This is a genomic window from Nakamurella sp. PAMC28650, from assembly GCF_014303395.1.
Taxonomy (GTDB): Bacteria; Actinomycetota; Actinomycetes; order Mycobacteriales; family Nakamurellaceae; genus Nakamurella.
On the sequence record NZ_CP060298.1, the window covers coordinates 2,631,186 to 2,650,193 of the forward strand.

Annotated in this window: 22 protein-coding genes; 8 read left to right on the forward strand and 14 right to left on the reverse strand. The window is 67.9% G+C overall.

From position 1 onward, the window contains the following. Nucleotides 1–187 precede the first annotated feature (187 nt). Together H7F38_RS11970 and H7F38_RS11975 are read right to left on the reverse strand one after the other, a co-directional pair. The gene (locus H7F38_RS11970; RefSeq protein ID WP_187094254.1) at nucleotides 188–1,048 is read right to left on the reverse strand and encodes an NAD-dependent epimerase/dehydratase family protein; all 861 of its coding nucleotides are present in this window, start codon (nucleotides 1,046–1,048) and stop codon (nucleotides 188–190) included. Between the two features lie 45 nt (nucleotides 1,049–1,093). Continuing rightward, nucleotides 1,094–1,477 (reverse strand): DUF427 domain-containing protein, encoded by a 384-nt coding sequence (locus H7F38_RS11975; RefSeq protein WP_187094255.1) that lies wholly within the window; start codon nucleotides 1,475–1,477, stop codon nucleotides 1,094–1,096. 197 nt (nucleotides 1,478–1,674) lie between these two features. On the opposite strand from H7F38_RS11975, the gene H7F38_RS11980 reads away from it, so the two are divergent. The 6 genes from H7F38_RS11980 to H7F38_RS12005 all read left to right on the forward strand — a co-directional run bounded on the left by H7F38_RS11980 (nucleotide 1,675) and on the right by H7F38_RS12005 (nucleotide 6,140). Then, nucleotides 1,675–2,766: a GNAT family N-acetyltransferase gene (locus H7F38_RS11980; protein WP_187094256.1), complete on the forward strand. Its 1,092-nt coding sequence runs from the start codon at nucleotides 1,675–1,677 to the stop codon at nucleotides 2,764–2,766. Nucleotides 2,767–2,847: 81 nt separating this feature from the next. Then, on the forward strand, nucleotides 2,848–3,930 hold the full coding sequence (locus tag H7F38_RS11985; protein ID WP_187094257.1) for a sialidase family protein: 1,083 nt from the start codon (nucleotides 2,848–2,850) through the stop codon (nucleotides 3,928–3,930). A gap of 3 nt (nucleotides 3,931–3,933) precedes the next feature. Then, nucleotides 3,934–4,236, forward strand: coding sequence for a MoaD/ThiS family protein (locus H7F38_RS11990; RefSeq protein WP_187094258.1), 303 nt, complete (start codon nucleotides 3,934–3,936; stop codon nucleotides 4,234–4,236). A 132-nt stretch (nucleotides 4,237–4,368) separates the two neighbouring features. After that, nucleotides 4,369–4,941 (forward strand): hypothetical protein, encoded by a 573-nt coding sequence (locus tag H7F38_RS11995; RefSeq protein ID WP_187094259.1) that lies wholly within the window; start codon nucleotides 4,369–4,371, stop codon nucleotides 4,939–4,941. A gap of 165 nt (nucleotides 4,942–5,106) precedes the next feature. Further along, nucleotides 5,107–5,448, forward strand: a complete 342-nt coding sequence (locus H7F38_RS12000; RefSeq protein WP_187094260.1) for a hypothetical protein — start codon at nucleotides 5,107–5,109, stop codon at nucleotides 5,446–5,448. Beyond that, nucleotides 5,445–6,140, forward strand: a complete 696-nt coding sequence (locus H7F38_RS12005) for a vWA domain-containing protein (protein WP_187094261.1) — start codon at nucleotides 5,445–5,447, stop codon at nucleotides 6,138–6,140. Before H7F38_RS12000 ends, H7F38_RS12005 begins: the two co-directional genes overlap by 4 nt. A 148-nt stretch (nucleotides 6,141–6,288) precedes the next feature. On the opposite strand, the gene H7F38_RS12010 is transcribed toward H7F38_RS12005, so the two are convergent. The 11 genes from H7F38_RS12010 to H7F38_RS12055 form a co-directional block, all read right to left on the reverse strand. Continuing rightward, nucleotides 6,289–7,008 carry a GntR family transcriptional regulator gene (locus H7F38_RS12010; protein ID WP_187094262.1) on the reverse strand — a complete coding sequence of 240 codons (720 nt, stop codon included), beginning with the start codon at nucleotides 7,006–7,008 and terminating at the stop codon, nucleotides 6,289–6,291. A gap of 11 nt (nucleotides 7,009–7,019) precedes the next feature. Then, a complete protein-coding gene (locus H7F38_RS12015; protein WP_187094263.1) occupies nucleotides 7,020–8,624 on the reverse strand; it encodes an ABC transporter substrate-binding protein in 1,605 nt (534 codons plus the stop codon). A gap of 49 nt (nucleotides 8,625–8,673) precedes the next feature. Further along, nucleotides 8,674–9,276, reverse strand: a complete 603-nt coding sequence (locus tag H7F38_RS12020) for an ABC transporter permease (protein WP_370531315.1) — start codon at nucleotides 9,274–9,276, stop codon at nucleotides 8,674–8,676. 252 nt (nucleotides 9,277–9,528) lie between these two features. Beyond that, nucleotides 9,529–9,663: a hypothetical protein gene (locus tag H7F38_RS25585; RefSeq protein ID WP_222618610.1), complete on the reverse strand. Its 135-nt coding sequence runs from the start codon at nucleotides 9,661–9,663 to the stop codon at nucleotides 9,529–9,531. 6 nt (nucleotides 9,664–9,669) lie between these two features. Continuing rightward, the gene (locus tag H7F38_RS12025) at nucleotides 9,670–10,533 is read right to left on the reverse strand and encodes an ABC transporter permease (protein ID WP_187094264.1); all 864 of its coding nucleotides are present in this window, start codon (nucleotides 10,531–10,533) and stop codon (nucleotides 9,670–9,672) included. Continuing rightward, the gene (locus H7F38_RS12030) at nucleotides 10,530–12,314 is read right to left on the reverse strand and encodes an ABC transporter ATP-binding protein (protein WP_222618611.1); all 1,785 of its coding nucleotides are present in this window, start codon (nucleotides 12,312–12,314) and stop codon (nucleotides 10,530–10,532) included. The genes H7F38_RS12025 and H7F38_RS12030 overlap by 4 nt, the downstream gene beginning before the upstream one ends. After that, entirely contained in the window at nucleotides 12,311–13,195 is an 885-nt protein-coding gene (locus tag H7F38_RS12035) for a polysaccharide deacetylase family protein (protein WP_187094265.1), read from the reverse strand. Before H7F38_RS12035 ends, H7F38_RS12030 begins: the two co-directional genes overlap by 4 nt. After that, on the reverse strand, nucleotides 13,192–14,727 hold the full coding sequence (locus H7F38_RS12040) for an amidohydrolase family protein (RefSeq protein ID WP_187094266.1): 1,536 nt from the start codon (nucleotides 14,725–14,727) through the stop codon (nucleotides 13,192–13,194). The genes H7F38_RS12035 and H7F38_RS12040 overlap by 4 nt, the downstream gene beginning before the upstream one ends. Beyond that, nucleotides 14,724–15,449, reverse strand: a complete 726-nt coding sequence (locus H7F38_RS12045) for an aspartate/glutamate racemase family protein (protein WP_222618612.1) — start codon at nucleotides 15,447–15,449, stop codon at nucleotides 14,724–14,726. Before H7F38_RS12045 ends, H7F38_RS12040 begins: the two co-directional genes overlap by 4 nt. Next, entirely contained in the window at nucleotides 15,446–16,390 is a 945-nt protein-coding gene (locus H7F38_RS12050) for a carbohydrate kinase family protein (protein ID WP_187094267.1), read from the reverse strand. Before H7F38_RS12050 ends, H7F38_RS12045 begins: the two co-directional genes overlap by 4 nt. Next, on the reverse strand, nucleotides 16,383–16,601 hold the full coding sequence (locus H7F38_RS12055) for a hypothetical protein (protein WP_187094268.1): 219 nt from the start codon (nucleotides 16,599–16,601) through the stop codon (nucleotides 16,383–16,385). The genes H7F38_RS12050 and H7F38_RS12055 overlap by 8 nt, the downstream gene beginning before the upstream one ends. A gap of 81 nt (nucleotides 16,602–16,682) precedes the next feature. Here H7F38_RS12055 and H7F38_RS12060 point away from each other — a divergent pair, with 81 nt between their 5' ends. Further along, nucleotides 16,683–17,654: an IS1595 family transposase gene (locus tag H7F38_RS12060; RefSeq protein ID WP_187091336.1), complete on the forward strand. Its 972-nt coding sequence runs from the start codon at nucleotides 16,683–16,685 to the stop codon at nucleotides 17,652–17,654. Nucleotides 17,655–17,917: 263 nt separating this feature from the next. Here the strand turns inward: H7F38_RS12060 and H7F38_RS12065 are convergent, their stop codons facing one another. Then, complete coding sequence (locus H7F38_RS12065) at nucleotides 17,918–18,268, reverse strand: hypothetical protein (RefSeq protein WP_187094269.1); 351 nt, start codon at nucleotides 18,266–18,268, stop codon at nucleotides 17,918–17,920. Nucleotides 18,269–18,504: 236 nt separating this feature from the next. Here H7F38_RS12065 and H7F38_RS12070 point away from each other — a divergent pair, with 236 nt between their 5' ends. Beyond that, the gene (locus H7F38_RS12070) at nucleotides 18,505–18,999 is read left to right on the forward strand and encodes a molybdenum cofactor biosysynthesis protein (protein ID WP_187094270.1); all 495 of its coding nucleotides are present in this window, start codon (nucleotides 18,505–18,507) and stop codon (nucleotides 18,997–18,999) included. Nucleotides 19,000–19,008 lie beyond the last annotated feature (9 nt).

Here is a 19,008-nt window from a genome sequence, read left to right on the forward strand (position 1 = left end):
TGTCAGCGCTGCATTGTCAGCGCTGCACAAAAGAGCTGCCGACGGCGCCGCTTGATCCGGCCGAAAAATCGTCGGCTATTGATCGGTGACGGCCGACGGACGATCGCACCGGCATTGTCCGTCTGATACGTCCGGGATGGGTCCCCGCCCGATTCGTCGTCGACACACCGCGTGCCGGGTAGCCGTCTCAGCTCTTGTGGCCGGCTCGCAGTTCGTCCAGGAGCGAGGGCGCAGCAGGCTCCCAGCCGAGGTCCGCTCTGGCCTTCGCCCCGGTGGCCTGCTGACTTTGCAGCAGTGCATCGGCCAGTCCGGCGCCGAGTCGCGAGCGCGTCTCGTCAGCCGTCTCGGGGTGCACGCCGGCCGGGCCCGCAATGGCCTCGCCCAATTCCCGGACCGTCGGGCTCTGGCCGCCGGCGCCGATGTAGTAGCCCGTGGCCCTTTGTTCGAGTGCCCGGAGGTACAGGTCGGCGAGATCGTCGACGTGCACGGTGATCCAGTGCTGGGTGCCGTCGCCGATCAGATGCAGCGCCCCCTGATCGTCCTTCGGCCCGGACGCCAGGACGTTGATCAAGCCTGCGCCGTGGCCGTAGACGATGCCCGGCGCGACGATTCCGGCGTGCACATCCGAGTGCATCACGATGTTCTCGACCTCGGCGCGCCAGGCCACCAGAGCGGGTGCGTCGAATGGTGTGGCCTCCGTCAGGTCGCCGCCGCTGCCGTAGACCCAGGCACCGGAGGTGTGGATGTACGGCTTGTCCGATCCTCCGAAGGCCGCTACCACCGCCTTGCACATGGATGTCTCGAACGCGACGCTCGTCTGGTCACCGGGGGAGGCCGTGTGGATCGCTCCGTCGACGGCCTCCAGCTGGGCGGTGATCCAGGCGGTGTCGGTGATCTCGCCGATCACGGCGATCGCACCGTTCTTCGTGACCTTGTCGGCGGAGGACCGACTACGGACGACCGCAGTCACTTCGTGTCCCTCGGCCAAGAGCGACTTCACAATGGCCGAACCGATGTAGCCGGTACCGCCGGTGAGCAGAACCTTCATGCTGCTGCCTCTTTCGTCATCAGATGCTGGGAATGGACGGTCGGATCAGCCGGCGATCTGCTCGGCGATCGCGTCCACCCGGTCGGGGTAGAAAGCGACGTGGTCCTTGATCCCGGCGACCGCCTCGTTCGGCGACTCGTAGGTCCAGATTGCATCTACCGAACGGTCGCCACCGACGGTGATGCTGTAGTAGCTGGCGTCACCCTTGTACGGGCAATGGGTGGAGTGGTCGGTGCGCTGCAACACCGTCTGGTCGACGTCGGCCATCGGGATGTACTGAACGGCCGGGTAGGCGGCCTCCTGCAGGACGAGCGCCTTGTTGCTGTTCGCGACCACGCGGCCGGCGACGGAGACGATCACCCGGTTCGGGTTGGCCAGGACGCTGATCGGGTGGTCCGGTCCGGGCTGGAGAACTGGCTTGTCGGACATCAGGGGGTCTTCTTTCTCTCGTGGCCGGCCGCAGCGAACTCGGCCGGCTCCCACGACCAACAACAGAGCCGGCGGCCGGATTCATTCCCCCGGGTGCGCCGTGGACGCCATAAATGAGGTGCGCCGGAGGGCGGGCCGGAGGATCGTCATCTCGCAGACAGCGGCCGGCCCGGACGATTCGACGCGGAGGAGCGAGCATGACGACGGTGGCCTTCACCATCTCGCCGGTGCGGATTCCCGCGTCGATCGACTCTGCGGATGCTGCGGACTTCATCGCGGCGATCGAGGTGCGGAACGCGGTCGAGACGCACAGCTACGGCACCGACGAGCTCAATTTTTCGCCCGCCGAGATGCTGCCGCGGTGGCTGGACAGCCACAAGAGGCACTGGATGTTCGTCGCCTGGATGGGCGGCCGGATCGTGGGTCGCGGTTCGATCGACGCACTGCTGGAAGAGCCGGAGACGTGCTGGCTGGACGTCCGGGTGCTGCCGGAGTGCCGGCGGCTCGGCGTCGGCACGGCGCTGGCCGAATGTGTCGAGGCCGCCGCCCGGGAGGACGGACGGACGAAGCTGATCGTCTACGCGGTGTCGGCCCCGGGGGCGGGCCCGCAGCTGCACTCGCCGACCGGCTTCGGGTCGGTGCCGCAGCAGAACCCCGAGGTGCGTTTCCTGCTCGGCCGCGGCTACCGCCTCGAGCAGGTCGAACGCGGCAGCCGTCTGGCGCTGCCGGTCGACGAAGCCGACCTGGTGGGGCTGCTCGCGGCCTCCGCCACCGCCGCCGGGCCGGACTACCGGCTGCACAGTTGGTCCGGGCGGATCCCTGCGCGGTGGCTCGCGGACATGGCGGTGCTCTACACCGCGATGAGCACGGAGGAGCCGTCGGCCGGGCTGGAGGAACCGGAAAGTGTGTGGACACCGGAGCGGATCACCCAGACGGAGGAGTTGGAGGCCGTCAACGGGCGGACCAGCCTGTTCACCGTCGTCGAGAACCTGCCCACGGGCAGACTCTGCGGCCTGACGATGTTCTCGGTACCGGCGGAGACCACGCGCGTGGTCTCGCAGGAGGACACCCTGGTGATGCCCGCACATCGCGGACACCGGCTCGGCACCTCGATGAAGATCGGCAACCTCCTCCAGCTGCAGCGTGATCTTCCTGGGCACCCTGCGATCGCCACCTTCAACGCGGAGGAGAACCGGCCGATGCTGGACGTCAACGAGGCGGTCGGTTTCCGGCCGATGGGCTACGAGGGCGCCTGGAAGAAGGTGTTGACGGCCCGGAATCTTCGGTAGCGACGTCTCACCCTGCGCGCCGGCGGGCGGCGGACCATACTGAGCAATCCACTGCCGGAAAACTCGTGGAGGGTTGAGCGTATGGCACACGTCTTGTGCATCGGAACCGAGAAGGGTTTGTTCACGGCGCGGAGCGACGACGACCGCAGGAGCTGGGAGATCGGCGTGCCGCAGTTCCAGATGACCAACGTCTACGCGGTCGGGGTCGACAAGCGTTCCAGCACCAACCGATTGCTGGCCGGCGTGACCAGCTCGCACTTCGGTCCGAGTGTGGCGGTCAGCGACGACCTCGGCGCGACCTGGAGCGAACCGGACGAGCCACCGTTGGCCTTTCCGGACGCGGCAGGCGTTGCGCTGGAGCGGGTCTGGCAGTTCGCGGCCAGTCCGACGGCGGCCGGTGTGGTCTACGCCGGCACTCAGCCCTCTGCGCTGTTCAAGTCCACCGACGGCGGTCAGACGTACGACATGATGCCCGGTCTGTGGAACCACCCGCACCGCCCGCAGTGGGGGGCCGGGTTCGGCGGACAGGCCATCCACACCGTCCTGCCGCATCCCAGTGACCCGGACCGACTGCTGGTGGCGATGTCCACCGGCGGTGTCTACCGGTCCGAGGACGCGGGGGTGAGCTGGAACCCGGCCAACAAAGGCATCAAGGCCTACTTCTTCCCCGATCCATGGCCGGAGTTCGGCCAATGTGTGCACAAGGTCGCCCGTGACGCCGGCGACCCCGAGCGGCTCTACGCGCAGAACCACCACGGCGTCTATCGATCCGATGACGGCGGCGACAGCTGGGGCAGCATCGCCGATGGTCTACCCACCGACTTCGGCTTCACCATGGTGGCGCATCCGTCGAAACCGGGTGTCCTCTACACCTTTCCGATCGAGGCGGATGGCCGGCGCTATCCACCCGACTTCCGTTGCCGCGTCTATCGTTCCACCGACGCGGGAGCCACCTGGAAAGCTCTGGACAATGGACTGCCGACCGACGACTTCTATCCGGTGGTGCTGCGGGACGCGATGTGCACCGACGACGCGGCCGTCACGGGCGTGTATTTCGGGACCAGGTCCGGTGAGGTGTTCGGCAGTGCCGACGAGGGCGACTCGTGGTCGTTGATCGCCGAGCACCTGCCGGACGTGCTCTGCGTGCGGGCCTTCCAGGTGTGAGGCATGGGAGACGACGGCTGCTCGACCGTTTCGGTCACGGTGCTGGTGCCGGGTGTCCTGCGCGCCGAATGCGGTGGATCGTCGACGCTCGCCCTGCGGTCGGGGCCGACGCTCGGTGCGCTGCTGGATGAACTTGCGGCCTGCCAGCCGCGGCTGCACCGCCGGATCCGGTCCGAGCAGTCGGTGATCCGCCGGTACGTGAACGTCTACGTCGACGGTGAGGACTGCCGGTTGACGGGTGTTCTCGCTACGCCGCTGCGCGCCGGGGCGGAGGTGCAGATCCTGCCCTCGGTCGCGGGGGGTTGACGCGGGGGGTTGACGCGGGGGGTTGACGCGGGGGGTTGGCGTCGTCATCCAATGGTCGGGCTCGCGCTGCGTGCCGGTATGGAGGTGGCGACATCCGCCCGGAGAAGGTGATTCGGGCCTAGGGTTTCCGTCATGACCTCACGTCGTCTGGCCTGGATGTGCATCACCACGCTCGTGCCGATGGTGGTGGCCTGCGGCGGGGCCTCGGGCGGGACGGCTCAACCACCGGCCGGCCAAGGCCAGTCACAGGTCAGCCCATCGCAGGTGAACGCCCCCTCGATGGCGACCGCTGGTTCGAGCCGGGCTGGGTCCATCGATGTCTGTGCCCTGCTCAGCGAAGCCGACGCCGCGGCGGTCGCCAGGGAGCGGAAGCTGGACAGCGCCCAGACGGCAGCCACCAAGTACACCCTGACGGCGACGAAGGTGGTGACCACCGCGAACGTAGGTCCCCCGACGTCGGGCTGCACGTTCAGCATCGGCAGCGGTGGGGGTGGCGGCACGGTGGAGATCGACGTCGTGCCGGCGGCCAACATCGCCGGATACGCGGACGGGAAGAAGGTCCCGGGCCTCGGCGACGAGGCGTACAGCGGGGGCGGACTGACCGTCGTCCGGGTCGGCGACGTCATGCTGCAGTCGAACGAGAACTCATTCACCCAAGGATTTGTCGTGGCCCTCTACCGGAAGATGATCCCGAAGCTGAAGTAGCCTTCCCGGGTAATCCTGGTCCGCGCTGATGAACTCGTTGACTCCTGTCCCACCAGTCACATTCGGAGCAAGTTGATCAGCGCTGGCGAAGTTGATCAGCGCGGCCAGGCGGAACGAGCTGTGCAATAGTTGCGCATGTGCAGAGTTTGCATGTAGAGTGACCTGATGAGCGACCCCCTAATCGAGAACATCGACGCAGCAAGAGCTTTGCTTTCGCCGCCGATGCCCGTGTCGGAGGTCGAGCTGACCGAACTACTGAGCCGAGCGCAGGAGCACCTGGCCGCTGCCCTGGACGAAACCATGGCCAGGGCAGCGCTGGGCGGTGCGTCGATGCGGACGATCGCAGCCTCGGCGCAGGTGGCACCGAACAGCGTTCCGCCGCGGTTGGCCAGGTCGGCGGCGTTGGCCCCCTACGCCGAGGGAGGCAAGGTCACCGCGGAGGCGCTGGCGGTGGCCAGGGCCGATCAGAAGAAATTCACCTTCACCCCACGCAGGAGGACGACATGACGGACGTCAACTACACCCACATCGCATTTCTGCTCGATCGGTCCGGTTCGATGATGAGCATCAAGTCCGATACCGAGGGTGGTTTCGACGCCTACATCGAGTCGCAGAAGACGCAGAGTGGCCGCTGCACCGTGACTCTCGCCCAGTTCGACGATCAGTACGAAGAGGTCTACGCCGGCCGGGATCTGCAGAGCGTGCCGAAACTGGATCTGCAGCCGCGGGGGTCGACCGCGCTCAACGACTCGATCGCCGCTCTCGTCCGATCGACCGGTGAATACCTCGCCGCGCTTCCGGAAAAGCGGCGTCCGGGTTCGGTCATCTTCGGTATCATGACGGACGGGATGGAGAATGCCTCGCAGGAATGGACCCGTCCCGCGATCAAGGCGCTCATCGAGGAGCAGGAGAAGAAGTACGACTGGACGTTCTCCTACATGGGGGCCAATCAGGACGCCATCGAGGTCGGCGGCAGCATGGGTATCCCGGCCGGCCGGTCCCTGACCTACGGCACCGGTACCGGCAACGTCCGAGCCGCCATGGCGGCATACGGTTCTTCGTCGGCGGCGCTCCGTCATTCGGTGGCCTCCGGGGTGGCCCCCGCAGCGGCACGCGAGAACATCGCCTACTCGATGGCCCAACGGGTGGCCGCCGCTCCGGACGCGGACGTGGCCGTTGACCAGGTGGACCCAGCCTGACCACCCGTCCGCGCTGACGAACTCGTTGACTCCTGTCCCACGGGTCCCATTTCGGCCAAGTTGATCAGCGCGGGCGAAGTTGATCAGCGCGGGCGAAGTTGATCAGCGCGGGCGAAGTTGATCAGCGCGGGGGGGGCTTGGGGGTGGATCAGTCCGGCGGCGCGTCCTCGGCCAGCGCGTGCAGGGTGCTCAGGGCGGCGAAGGACGGTTCCCGGTCCCGTTCGATGTGGGCGTAGGCCAGCGCTTCGGCGACGCGCTCGTTGCCGGAGATGATCGCCTCGCACAGCTCGACGTGGTCGGAGAAGGCGTCGTCCACGTCGAGCTGCGAGGTCAGGTAGAACAGCCAGACCATCCGTCCGAGGATGGACTGCATCAGGGTGGTCATCAGTGCGTTGTCGGCCTGGTCGACGACCGCCTCGTGGAATTCGGCGCTGGCCGCCGCGATCCCGTACGGGTCACGTTCGTGGACCACCCGTCGGGTCTCGGCCAGCACCTGCTCCAACCGGTGGGTGGGCGCGCCCGCCGCCACCTGACGGGCCGCGTACCGGGTCGCGCCGACCTCCAGACACAGCCGCAGATCGAAGAGATCGTTGACCGCCTTGGCATCCCAGGTGGCGACGACGGCGCCGCGGCGGGGAAAGGTCCGCACGAACCCGTGCATCTCCAGCAGCGGGACCGCCTCCCGGAGCGGGATGCGTGACACCTCGAACTCCTGGGCCAGACGCTGCTCGGTCAACCGGCTGCCCTGCGGATACCGGCCCAGGATGATCCCCTCCCGGATGGACAGGTAGATCTGGGAGGACAGCGAGACCTTCTCGATCAGCGGTGGACTGCCGGTGGGCCGCGCATTCTCGGGGGAGCGGCTCATCTTCGCGGGCGCTACTTCGTGACCGACAGCAGGCTGAAGTCGAGTTCGTTGGCGCCGATGTTGTGGGCCTCGGCCACCCCGGCCAGCCATTTCTGCGCGACGACCCAGTCCTTGTTGTACGACAGGTTCAGGTAGCAACCGGTGGCCGAGTACTGCTCGCCCGCCTTGACGAAAAGCGCGGTGTCGCCGGACTTCACGGCCGCGTTCAGGTCGGCGTCGACGGCCGGGGCGTCACACAGGAAGTAGTTGATCCCGCCGGTCTTGTCCCAGAACACGTGACCCCACATGTAGGGGTTGCCGCCGTCCGGACCGTTGTTGCCGTCGATGAACGCGTCGGGTCCCTTGGTCGGATCATTGGCCCAGCCGAACACCTGGGAGGTCGGGAAGCCCTGCGCGGTGGCCTTGACGCCGGCGGCCTGCGCCTGTGCGGCGACGATCGCCGCCATCTGCTGCGCGTTGGTGTTGTCCGAGGCGTACCCGATCACCATCGGCGTCCCGGACGGGAGGGTCTTGGCGTAGGCGGTGAACACCGACGGGTCGTACTTGATGTTCTGCTTGTCGGCGCCGCCGGGGATCATGCCCTTGGCGTAGAGGGTGGTGGCGACCTCCGAACGGGCCCCCAGCACCTGCGTCACCAGCTTCTGCTGATCGATGAACTGCATGAAGGCGGTCCTGGCCGGCTTGCCGGTGAAGAACGACTTGCTCGGGTTCAGCGTGAACAACGCCGACTGAAGGGTCGGGAGCAGGTAGCTGGCGTAGGACGAGCTGGTGTTGTACTTCGGCAGGCTGGAGGACGGCAATGCGGCGACGATGGCGGACACGTCGCCCTTGTCGAAGGCCAGCTGGATCGAGGACGCGTCGTTGTAGACCGGCAGGTTGATCGTCTTGAAGGGCGACTTGGTGCCCCAGTAGCCGGCGTACTGCGTCATGCCGTACTTGGTGCCGGTCTGCGCCGCGGTCAGTTCGTAGGGACCGGTGCCGAGATCGTGCGTCATCAGGTAGGTCTGGGCCTGGTCGGTGCCCGCGTTCTTGGTCAACCCGGTCGGGGACTCCATCTTCGGCCCGAACGGCGAGGCCAGGTAGTCCAGGAACGCGGCGTTGCCCTCCTTGAGGGTCACGACGGCGGTCAGCGCATCCGGGGTGGCCACCGACTTCACGCCCTGCACCATGTACGCCGCACCGCCTTTCACAGCGATCCGACGGTCGAAGGCCACCTTGACGGCGGCGGAGGTCAACGGGGTGCCGTCGTGGAAGGTGACCCCGCTGCGCAGCTTGAAGGTATAGACGGTGTTGTCCTTGCTGACCGTCCAGGAGGTCGCGAGACGTGGTGCGATCTTCACCGTGTCGAGATTGTTCTGGTACTGCACGAGCCCCTCGTAGGCGTTCAGGACGATCGCCAGACCGTTGTTGGCGTAGTAGATGTCGGGGTCCGGCGGTTGGCCGATGTCGCCGAGCAGGCCGATCGTCAGCGACCCGTCGGTGGGGGCCGCGATGGCCGCTGACGAGGTGGACGTCGAGGACTTGGACGAACACCCGGCCAGCACGAGCAACGGGACGGCCGCGAGGACGGCCGCCCTTCGGAATCTGCGGGTACTGGATGATCTGGTGTTGCTCATCTGCGGGCTCCTGGGGGTGAGGGTGGAACTGTCGGAGGCGGAACGGATTTCAGGCATTGAGCCGCGGGTCGGCCAGTGCCTGCAGGATGTCGACGACGGCGTTGACGAGGATGTAGAACGCGCCGAGCACCAGGGTGACGGCGGCGATCGCCGGGAAGTCCGACACGGGGATGCTGGCGGCGAGGTAGTTGCCGATCCCGGGCCAGCTGAAGATCTGCTCCACCACGACGGTTCCGGCGAACATGAAGCCGAGTTGCAGACCGCCCATCGAGAGACCCGGACCGATCGCGTTGCGGGCGACATGCTTGCGCAGCACCGAGATCTCGCGGAGTCCCTTGGCACGTGCGGTCCGCACGTGATCGGCGGTCAGGGTGGCCTGCAGGCTGGACCGCAGGACCCGACCGATGGCCACCGACGGGGCGATGGCCAGCACCAGCGCCGGCATGACCAGGTGCGAGAACGCAGAGCCGAACTGGGCGAAGTCGCCGTGCAGCAGGCTGTCCAGCAACAGGATCCCGGTCGGCGAGCTGGAGTCGGCGCCCTGGCCGGAGGCGGGCAACCAGCCGAGCTGGGAGTAGAACAGCACGATGCCGCCCAGGGCCAGCAGGAATGGCGGCGCAGTCGCGGCCAGCAGCATCACCCCGCGGAACATTCCGGTGCCCGGCCAGCGCAGTCCGCCCGAGAGGGCGAAGACGACGGCCAGCAGGACGGCGATGACGAAGGCGACGGCGACGAGTTCGGCAGTGGCAGGCAGGAAGTCGGCCAGGTCGGAGGTGACCGGACGGTGCGTGCGGTAGGAGACGCCGAGGTCGCCGCGGGCCAGGTTCAGCAGGAACGCGAGGTACCGGACCGGCAGCGCCGAGTCCAGCCCGAGTTCGTGCCGCTTCGCGGCGATGTCCGCGGGCTAGGCGTTGGCGCCCAGGTAGGCCTTGACCGGGTCGCCGGGGGTGATGGTCTCGAGGATGAAGATGATCAGGGTCAGCAGCAGGAGCAGGACGACCGCGGAACCCAGGCGGCGCAACAGGAACTTCTTCAGCATGGCCCGCTACCGCCGTCCGGCGAGCAGCGTGCGGATGGCGTCGCCGCCGAGGTTGGCGATCAGCGAGAGCAGCAGCACCGCGAGGCCCGGGATCACCGGCACCCACCACTGGCTCAGCAGCTGGTCCAGGGCCCTGGCGGTGTCGGCGCCCAGTTCCGGAGCCGGCTCGGCCTGCCCGAGCCCGATGAACGACAGACCGGCCAGCAGCAGCACCACGTTCCCGACGTCCAGGCTGGCGGCCACGATCGCCGTCGGTACCACGCCGGGCAGGATGTGCCGGAAGACGAGCCGGAAGCGCCCGACACCGGCCAGGCGTGCGGCCTCGACGTGCGGCCTGGCGGCCAGCGACCGCACCTCGCCTCGGATGATCCTGGCGTAGTAGGGCCACCAGACGACGGCGATGCCGATCAGCGTGTTGGTCAGGTTTGCTCCCAGCGCCGCGGCGATCGCGATGGCCACCAGCGTCCCGGGCAGGGCGAGAAACAGGTCGGTGAAACGCATCAGCAGCGAATCGACGATCCCGCCGGACACCCCGGCCAGCACGCCGATCACGCCGCCGATGATGAGGCCCGACAACACCACCGCGAGGGCGGCGAACCAGCTGGTCTGGATGCCCCAGAGGGTCCGGCTGAGCAGATCGCGTCCGATCGCGTCGGTACCGAGCAGATGGCCGGCCGAACCCGGCGGCAGGTTGAGATCCCCGATCGGCTGGATCGGGTCGTAGGGCGACAGCAGCCGGGCGAAGATCGCGACGAGGGTGACCAGGCCCAGCAGTGCGACCAGAGCGACATTGACGCCGGTGCCGGCCCTGGCGCCGAAGTTGCTGCCGCGCAGACCGAACCGTCTGGTGATCTCCGTGGTGGTCGTCATCTGGGCGCCCCGATCTCCGGAACCGCGGCGAGCAACGACCGGGTGTAGGGATGGCTCGGAGACCCGATCACGTCGGCAGCGGTGCCGGATTCGACCACCACGCCCTGGGTCATCACCACGATGCGCTCGCCCATCAGCCGGGCCACCGCCAGGTCGTGGGTCACGAACAGCACCGTCACGCTCAGCCGGGCACGCAGTTCCCGGATCAGGTTCAGGACGGTCGCGGCCAGCGAGGCGTCCAGTGCACTGGTCGGTTCGTCGCACAGCAGGACGGCCGGCGGGATGATGGTGGCGCGGACCAGTGCGACCCGTTGGCGTTGCCCGCCGGACAGTTCCGGTGGACGCACGCGGGCCACCTCGGCGGGCAGCCCGATTCGTTCCAGAGCCTCGGCGACCCGCGCATCCGCGGCCGTCCGGCCGAGTCTGAGCGGGCGCAGTCGTTCTCGGAGCAGTTCTCCGACGGTGAGCCACGGGGTGAGCGAGGAACCCGCGTCCTGGTAGACCATCTGGGCGCCGCCCGGCCCGATCGTCACGGTGCCGCCGGTCGGGAGCAGAATGCCGGCGATGACACGCAGCAGGGTGGACTTGCCGGATCCGCTCTCCCCGACGATGGAGACGGCTTCCCCCGCTGCCACGGTCAGGTCCACACCGTCCAGCGCGACCATCGGCTGCGCCCTCCTGGCCCCCGACTTGGGCCGGAAAACCACCCGGAGGCCCGAGATCTGGACGGCCGGTGCGGCTTTCGCGATGACGACACCCTCGGCGTGCGGAACCGGTGGTTCGTGCCCGGTGGCCAGTTGCCGGACCTCGTCCTCGGCGCGCCAGCAGGCCCGCAGGTGTCCGCCTGCACCCGGTACTCCCAGTACCGTCGTCAGCGGCGGCGCCTCGGTGGCGCAACGCTCCAGTGCCACCGGGCAACGCGAGTGGTAGGCGCAGCCGTCCGGACGGACCGCCGCACCGGCCGGCTCCGGCCGCATCGTGGCCAGTACCTCGTCCCTCGGAGTGTCCAGCGAGAGCCGCGACCGGAGCAGTCCGACCGTATAGGGATGCGCCGGCCTCGTGAGGACCGTTCGGGTCGGGCCGATCTCGGCCAGCCGCCCGGCGTAGAGCACCGCGATCCGGTCGGCGATCTGGGCGGCCACGGCGAGGTCGTGGGTGATGAACAGGACGCTGCACCCCAGTTCGTCCCTGAGCCCCCGCAGCATGTCCAGGAGCTGCGCCTGGACGGTGACGTCGAGCGCGGTGGTCGGCTCGTCCGCGATGATCAGAGATGGTCGACCGGACACCGCGATGGCGGCCATCACCCGCTGCCGCAGGCCGCCGGAGAGCTCGTGCGGGAACACCCGGATCCGCTGTTCGGGGTGGCTGACCCCGACCTCGGCGAGCAGCCGGACGGCTTCGGCTTCATCACCGTGCATCTCGATGATCTGCCGGCCCACCCGCATCGTCGGGTTCAGCGACGTCATCGGGTCCTGGAAGATCACCCCGAGGTGCTGCCGGCGAACGGCCCGGATCGCAGACGCGCTGCCGTGCACCATGTCCGTGCCGGCGATGCGGATGGCGCCCCGGACCTGAGGCTGCGACCGCGGCGGCAGCAGACCCATCATCGCCAGGCCCAGCACACTCTTGCCGGAGCCGGATTCGCCGACCAGTCCAAGGATCTCACCTCGACCGATCTGCAGATCCAGATTTCGCAGCACCTGCGACGCCTGCCCGCGGCGGGTCAGCGTGATGGTCAGATTCTCGATGACGGCGACCGGAGTCGCCGCTGTGCCCGTCACCGGGTCGCCCCGAGCGCGGCGTAGATGTGCCGGGGCTGGGTGAGCCAGACGTCGCTGCTGCGGCTGGTGATGTATTCCAGGGCCCTGGTCAGCTGACGCAGGCGGAACGGCGCACCGGAGATGAACGAGTGCACCACGATGCTCATCACCAGGGGCTGCTCCTGCGCGGCGAGCAGCAACTCGGAGAACTCGTCGATGATCATGTCGGCGAACTCGGAGGCGGACACGCCGCGTCCGACGATGGAGGAGCTGTCGTTGAGTTCCAGTGCGTAGGGCATCGCCAACAGTTCACCGCGCCGGGTGTTCAGCCGTACCGGCCGGTCGTCGAGACGAAGATCCAGTACATATCGATAGCCGTTGTTCACCAGCAGTTCCGGTGTGTCGGCGGTCTGGGTCAGCCACGGGCTCGACCAGCCAAGGGGCGGCGTTCCCTCCTCCCGTTCGATTCGCTCGGCGACGGCCCTCAGGTACCGGCTCTCGTGCTCCGCGTCGAGTCCGGCCAGCGAATCGGAATTGGAGATGCCGTGTCCGATGATCTCGGCGCCCGCCTTCCGGGCCACGGACAGGAGTTCGGGAGCCGAGTCGTACAACGCGGTGTTCAACAGGATGGCCGGCGAGATGCCCAGGCTCTGCAGCCGATCGATCAGCCGATAGGCGCCGACCCGGTTGCCGTAGTCGCGCCAGCTGGCGTTGACCAGGTCCGGTGGCGGCACCCCCGGCAGCAGGTCCTCGGTCTCGCCCTGGCCGAAGCGGTAGTCCTCCAGCCCGAGCGCCACGTAGACCGCCAGACGCTTGCCTCCGGGCCAGCACGGGCCACCGGTCGGCAGCGGCGTGAAATCCCACCGGCCGTGACCGATCACCGGGGTCTGCAGGTCGGTCATGCCCGCACCCACCGTTGGAGCCCGACGTCGGTGTGGGCGGCGCGCTGCACCATCGCCCGGTAGTCGGCTGCGACGTGGTCACTCTCGCGGCGGGCCGCTTCGATCTGCGGACGGCGACGGTCGAAGACCTCCCTGGCCTCGGCCAGGAGTGCGTCCTCGTCGACGGTGAGCAGATGACCGTTCTCGAAGAGGATCTCGCCGGCCACCATCGTCAGCCGCACGCTGCTGCCGTTCTGGCAGTAGACGAGTTGGCCGGCCAGGTCGTTGAAGGGGGTGAACGGAAGGGTGTGCAGGTCGAGCATCGTCAGGTCGGCGAGGTAGCCCTCGCGCACCTTTCCGAGTTCGTCGCCCCGCAGCATGGCGGCCGCTCCACCGGACCACAGGCAGTCCAGCACTTCCGTTGCGGACGGCCAGGTCTGGCTCGGTGAACCGGAGATGTTGTGGATCAGGCCGGCCACCTTGATGACGCCCCACATGTTGACGGAGTCGTCGCAGATGGCCTCGTCGGTACCCAGGCAGGTGGTGATGCCACGGTCCCGGACCCGGCGGAACGGCATGACGCCGCTGCCCAGACGGAGGTTGCTGACCGGGTTGTGGGCGATGACAGCGCCGGCGATCAGGTCGAGGTCGGCGTCATCGGTCCAGACCGCGTGGATCACGTTCATCCGGTCCGAGAGCAGGCCGAGATCGGCGGTGTAGCGGACCAGCGAGCGCCCGCGGAACCGGGGCTGTTCGGCCGCCAGCACACGCTGCACCTTGGTTTCCAGCATGTGGGCGAAGAGCGGGATGTGGTGAGTTCTGGAGAGATCGTCCAGTTCCTCGAAGTACTCCTCGCTGACGCGCTGCGGGGCCGAGATCGACACGGCAGCGGTGATTCTGCCGTGGTGGGACCCGTGCCAGGTGGAGATGAGATGACGGTAGGCCGCCAGCAGGCCGACCCGGTCCATCGGCGCCGGCGCGCGGAGTGCAGCCTGCAGCGCGGGCGACGCATCGACACCGATGAACGGCAACTTGTCGGTCTCGGGCAGTTCCGGCTGGTCCAGTGCGACCGACGCCCGCAGGCCCGAGTCGGCGTAGGCGGACATCACCGCATCGATGATCTCGGGGGTCGGGTAGGGCATCAGGAAGGCATCGTCCTGGACCGAAGTGGTGCCACTGCGGAGCATTTCGATCGCCGCGAGCATCGTGCGCAGGTACGCCTCGCGCGGGGTCGGGGTGAGCGCCGGGTCGGCCGGGGATTCGTAGAGCATGAACTCTTCGAGCGGGAGGCTCGGCAGCGAACCCTTGAGATGGTTGGCGGGGGAGTGGAAGTGCCCGTTGACCAGGCCGGGGAGCAGCACGTGGTGGCCACCGCCGGCCACGATGCGGTGCGCCCCGCCGGGGTTCTCGCCGACCTGGGCCCGGTACCGCTGGGCGGCCTGGGAGCCGACTGAGGTGATCCTGGTGCCGGTGACCAGCACATCGGTCGGAGCGCTGATGCTGTCCGGGGCGGTCGGAGCGTACAGGCGGACGCCGGTGAAAAGGATGCTCATCGGGGAAACCTCGTGGTGGAGGGGACCGGCGCGAAGGTGTTGGCCCGGGAGGTCGAGAGGCCCTGCGCCAACAGGGCTTCGACCTGGCCGACGGCGGCCGCCACGCCCTCGATCACCGGCACCCCGAGTGCCTCGCGGAGCGGGACCAGAAGATCGGCCAGGCCCGCGCAGCCCAGGATGATGGCCTCGGAGTGGTCGTCGTCGACGGCCGCGCTGGCCTGCATCAGGAACTGTTCGAGCAGGTGCAGTGAACCGTCCGCGACGGCCGCCACGTCCTCGTCGACGGCCCGCACCGTGCACCGGTGTTCCAGGCCGAGGTCGCGGACCACCCGCTGCGACATCGCCAATGTGCGGCGCGGCATGGTGATGATGCAGAAGTGTTCGGCCACCAGCGCCGCTGTCATCAGCGCCGCCTGCGTCATCCCGACCACGGGTCCGCGGGCGGATTCTTTCGCGGCGGCCAGCCCGGTGTCGCCGAAGCACGCGATGACATATCCGTCCGGAGTGACAGGACCGTTCTCCGCGTGGATGATTTCGCGGAGCACGGCTGACGCGCCGGCCACCTCGTCCGCGTTGGTTTCCACGGTGGCCGGTCCGACGAGCGGGGTGATGCCGATCAGCTCGGTGAGCGGACCGGCGACAGCAGTGGCCGCCTCGACCACGGTGCGGGTCATCGACACCGTCGTGTTCGGATTGATCACCGCGATCAGCCGCCCGCTCAACGGTGCACCCCCCGCCGTGAGGTACCGGCAGCTGTCGTAGCAGCTGTCCCGGCAGCCGACGCGGCAGCCGACGCGGTGGTCGTCGCGGCGGCCAGCAGGCCGTCGATGCCGTACGCGCCGATCGCGATCCTCGCCGCGCTCGATGCCGCTTCGACCGCGGCGACCGGATTCCCGGTCCTGACGTGCACCGCGGCGAAGGCGCCGCAGAATGCGTCGCCAGCCCCGGTGCTGTCCAGGGGATCGACCGTGTCGACACCGATCTCGATCGCCGGACCGTCACCCGTCAGGAGCAGGACCCCGCGCTCGGCCCGGGTGATGACCACCGTCTGCGGCCCGAGCTCTCTCAGTACCGCGGCTGCGTCGGCGATGTCGCTGCAGCCCGTCAGAGCCAGGGCCTCGATCTCGCTGGGCAGGAACACGTCGCAGCACGAGATCATCCGGTGCAGTGCGGGGCGGTTGCCGTCGAGGTAGTCCTCCTGGACGTCGAGGTAGACGGTGGCCGTGGACCGGGCCCGCAGCCACGGGGTGAGAGCGAGCTGGGACGGCAGGCTCATGGCGAGCAACACGATGCCGTCGGCGGTCAGCACCTGCTCGGGCACATCCTCGGGATAGACCGACATGCCGTCGAAATCGGCTTCGCTGCACTGCAGATGCCAGGTCCGACTGCCGTCGGCGGCATAGTCGATGACGTTGCGCACGGTCGGCAGGTCACGGGTGGGAAGGTCGTCGGTGTTCACCCCGGCGGCGGACAACTGTGCCAGCAGGCCGCTGGGCAGGTCGGCCCCGACCGGCGCGAACATCCGCACGTCGTCGAGGAACAGTCGCGCCGCGAGAGCTGCGTAGGCCGCGTCACCACCCATGGCAGGCCCGTTGTTGATGCCGCCGTGGATGGCCTCGTCGATGGTGAGATTACCGATGCAGACCAGGCTCTGCTCAGCCATGACGGCCGGCCTCTGCGTCGGCGAACTTGGCCATCCCGAGGTGGTAGCCGATCATCTGGGCCGGGAGCAGGTAGAGCAATGGCGCGAAGGCCTCGTCGACGGCCGGTAGGTGGAGCGTACGTTCGGCGTGCTCGTCCAACCGGTGCTCCGCGACGGTGGTGCATACGTAGAGCCGGCCACCGAAACGCCGGGCGTCGCGTCCGGTGTCCATCGCGCGGGGCACGGTGGGACCGGTCGGGGCGAGTAGGAACAGAGGTACTGGGTAGCTGCTTGAGTCAAGTAGTATTTGGCCATGTCAGAGCCAGTGTGTGCCTACCCGGTCGGTGGTGTCGATTACCCCCGGACCTTTCAGGAGTTGCTGGAGTGGTTCCCGGATGACTCGTCGTGTCTGGCGTATCTGGAGCGTCTGCGGTGGCCCCAGGGGTTTGTGTGTCCGGTGTGCGGGGCGCCCGGCGGTTGGCGTACGGCGAAGGCGAAATGGATGTGCACCAGGTGTGGCCGGCAGACGTCGGTGACCGCCGGCACGATCTTCCACCGGCTCCGGACGCCGCTGTCGACGTGGTTCGCGGCGATCTGGTTCATCACCTCGCAGAAGAACGGGATGTCCGCGCAAGGTCTGCAGCGGGTGCTGGGTTTCGGATCCTACGAAACAGCGTGGGCGTGGCTGCAGAAGCTACGCCGGGCGATGGTCCGCCCCGAGCGGGAGTTGCTCTCCGGTGTGGTGGAGTTAGATGAAGTGTTCATCGGCAACGAGTCTCGCGGCCGCGCAGGCGGCGTGAAGGACCACACCGCGGCGATGATCGCAGTGGAATCGATCCCCGGCCGCAAGCTGGGCAGGGTCCGCATCGAGCTGGCCGAGACAGCCCGATCGGTCAGCATGCTCGGCTTCGCCGACCGCGTCATCGCCAAAGGATCAACGGTCAGAACCGATGGCGCCAACTACCTGAAGAAGCTGACCGCGGCCGGCTACGAGCACGTCGCGTTCGTCGGGACCGACAGCGCCGAGCCCGCCCACATCAACCTCCCCGGCGTCCACATGGTCGCCTCGCTGCTCAAACGCTGGCTGACCGGCACCCTGCATTACGCGGTCTCCCAGGAGCACCTGGCCTACTACCTGGACGAATACACATTCCGGTTCAACCGACGCACCTCGAAGAGTCGCGGGCTTTTGTTCTACCGACTGTTGCAGCAGGCCGTGAACACAGACCCACACCCGCTCGCTGAACTGCGCAATCCTGTTGCAGCAGTGGACGTCCCGTTCTGAACTTTACTCAAGCAGCTACCCGGTACGATTGCTCGTAGTCTACCTGCTGAGCTGTATGGACACCAGCCTGGAACCCCGCAACTTCATCCATGCAGAGGCGCTACTGGGGCCGATGGGACAGCTGTTCACCACAGTGACCGGTCTCGACCGACCGCGGGGTAGAGAGCCGCCGGTCACGAGTTCTCCCCGTGGAGGAAACTTGAAAGGGCGGGTTATGTCCTCGTCGGCGGTCCGTCAGTGACCCGCTTCTCGTGGTCGGTGGGCTACTCCGACAGTCGCGACCGCCAGGCCCTTCTCGGGTGGACGGCGAAGCCTGCGCACGCCATGTTGCGCAGGCTCGGGGAACCCGGCGCTGCGGTGGCCGCGGCGAGTTTCACCCCCCGACGGCCCAGGTCACGTGTGGCCAGGGCCGCATGGAACGCGCGGAGCAGCGCGGTCTGCGCACCTGATCCACGGTGGGGCGCGAGGATCCCGGCCCGCTCGGCGGCGGTGACCCGCGCGATGACGGCCCTCTGTCGATCGTCCAACGGACTGCCGGCACCGAGAAGTGGGCTGTCGGCGCCGGTGTCGGTTCCCGCCCCTTCGGCGGGGGTGGAGCCGGCGAAGTCGTTCACCTGCACCTCGCCTCAGCATGGCGCCGCCGGTGGTGCCGGGACGCTAGAACGCAAACGGTATACAATTTGGCAAGTCAACAGGGTAAACGCGGGTTACAACTGGGTTAAGTTGACCGAACGGTATTCAAGCGCTTCAGCGGTGCGGTCGCGACGGTCGGGTGCGGCAGGCTGGCTCCGTTCTCAGCGACCAGTGTCAGCCGGCCGGGGCGAGGCGCGCGCGTAGGCTCAGCGGCGAAATGGGAGAGACGATCGACGGTCCAGGTGCTGGGATCGTCCAGTTGCTGGTGTCACCGATCCATCGCTTCCAGGGTCGTCCGTCAGACGGACCGCTTCCCGCTCCGCCCGGCGAACTGGTGGGCGAGATCCGGCTCCGGGCAGGGCTCGGCATCGTCGGAGACCGATATTTCAACAAGCGGGCCCACCGCAATGCGAGCGTCACGCTCATCGCCGAGGAAAACATCGTGCCCGGCGCCGATCTGCAGCAGGTCCGACGCAACATCCTGGTGCGCGGGATCGATGTCGACGCAATGGTGGGTGCTCTGCTGAGCCTGGACTCCGGCGATGGTCCGGTGACCTTCGAGGTCAAACGCCCGGCCAATCCCTGCGCCTGGATGAACGTGACGATCGGTGACGGTAGCTTCCAGGCGATGCGCGGAAGGGGTGGGGTGCGGTGCGTGCCGCTCGATGACGGACTGCTCCGTCTTGGGCCGGTCGACGTGCTGCTCCATTGAGCCGCAATG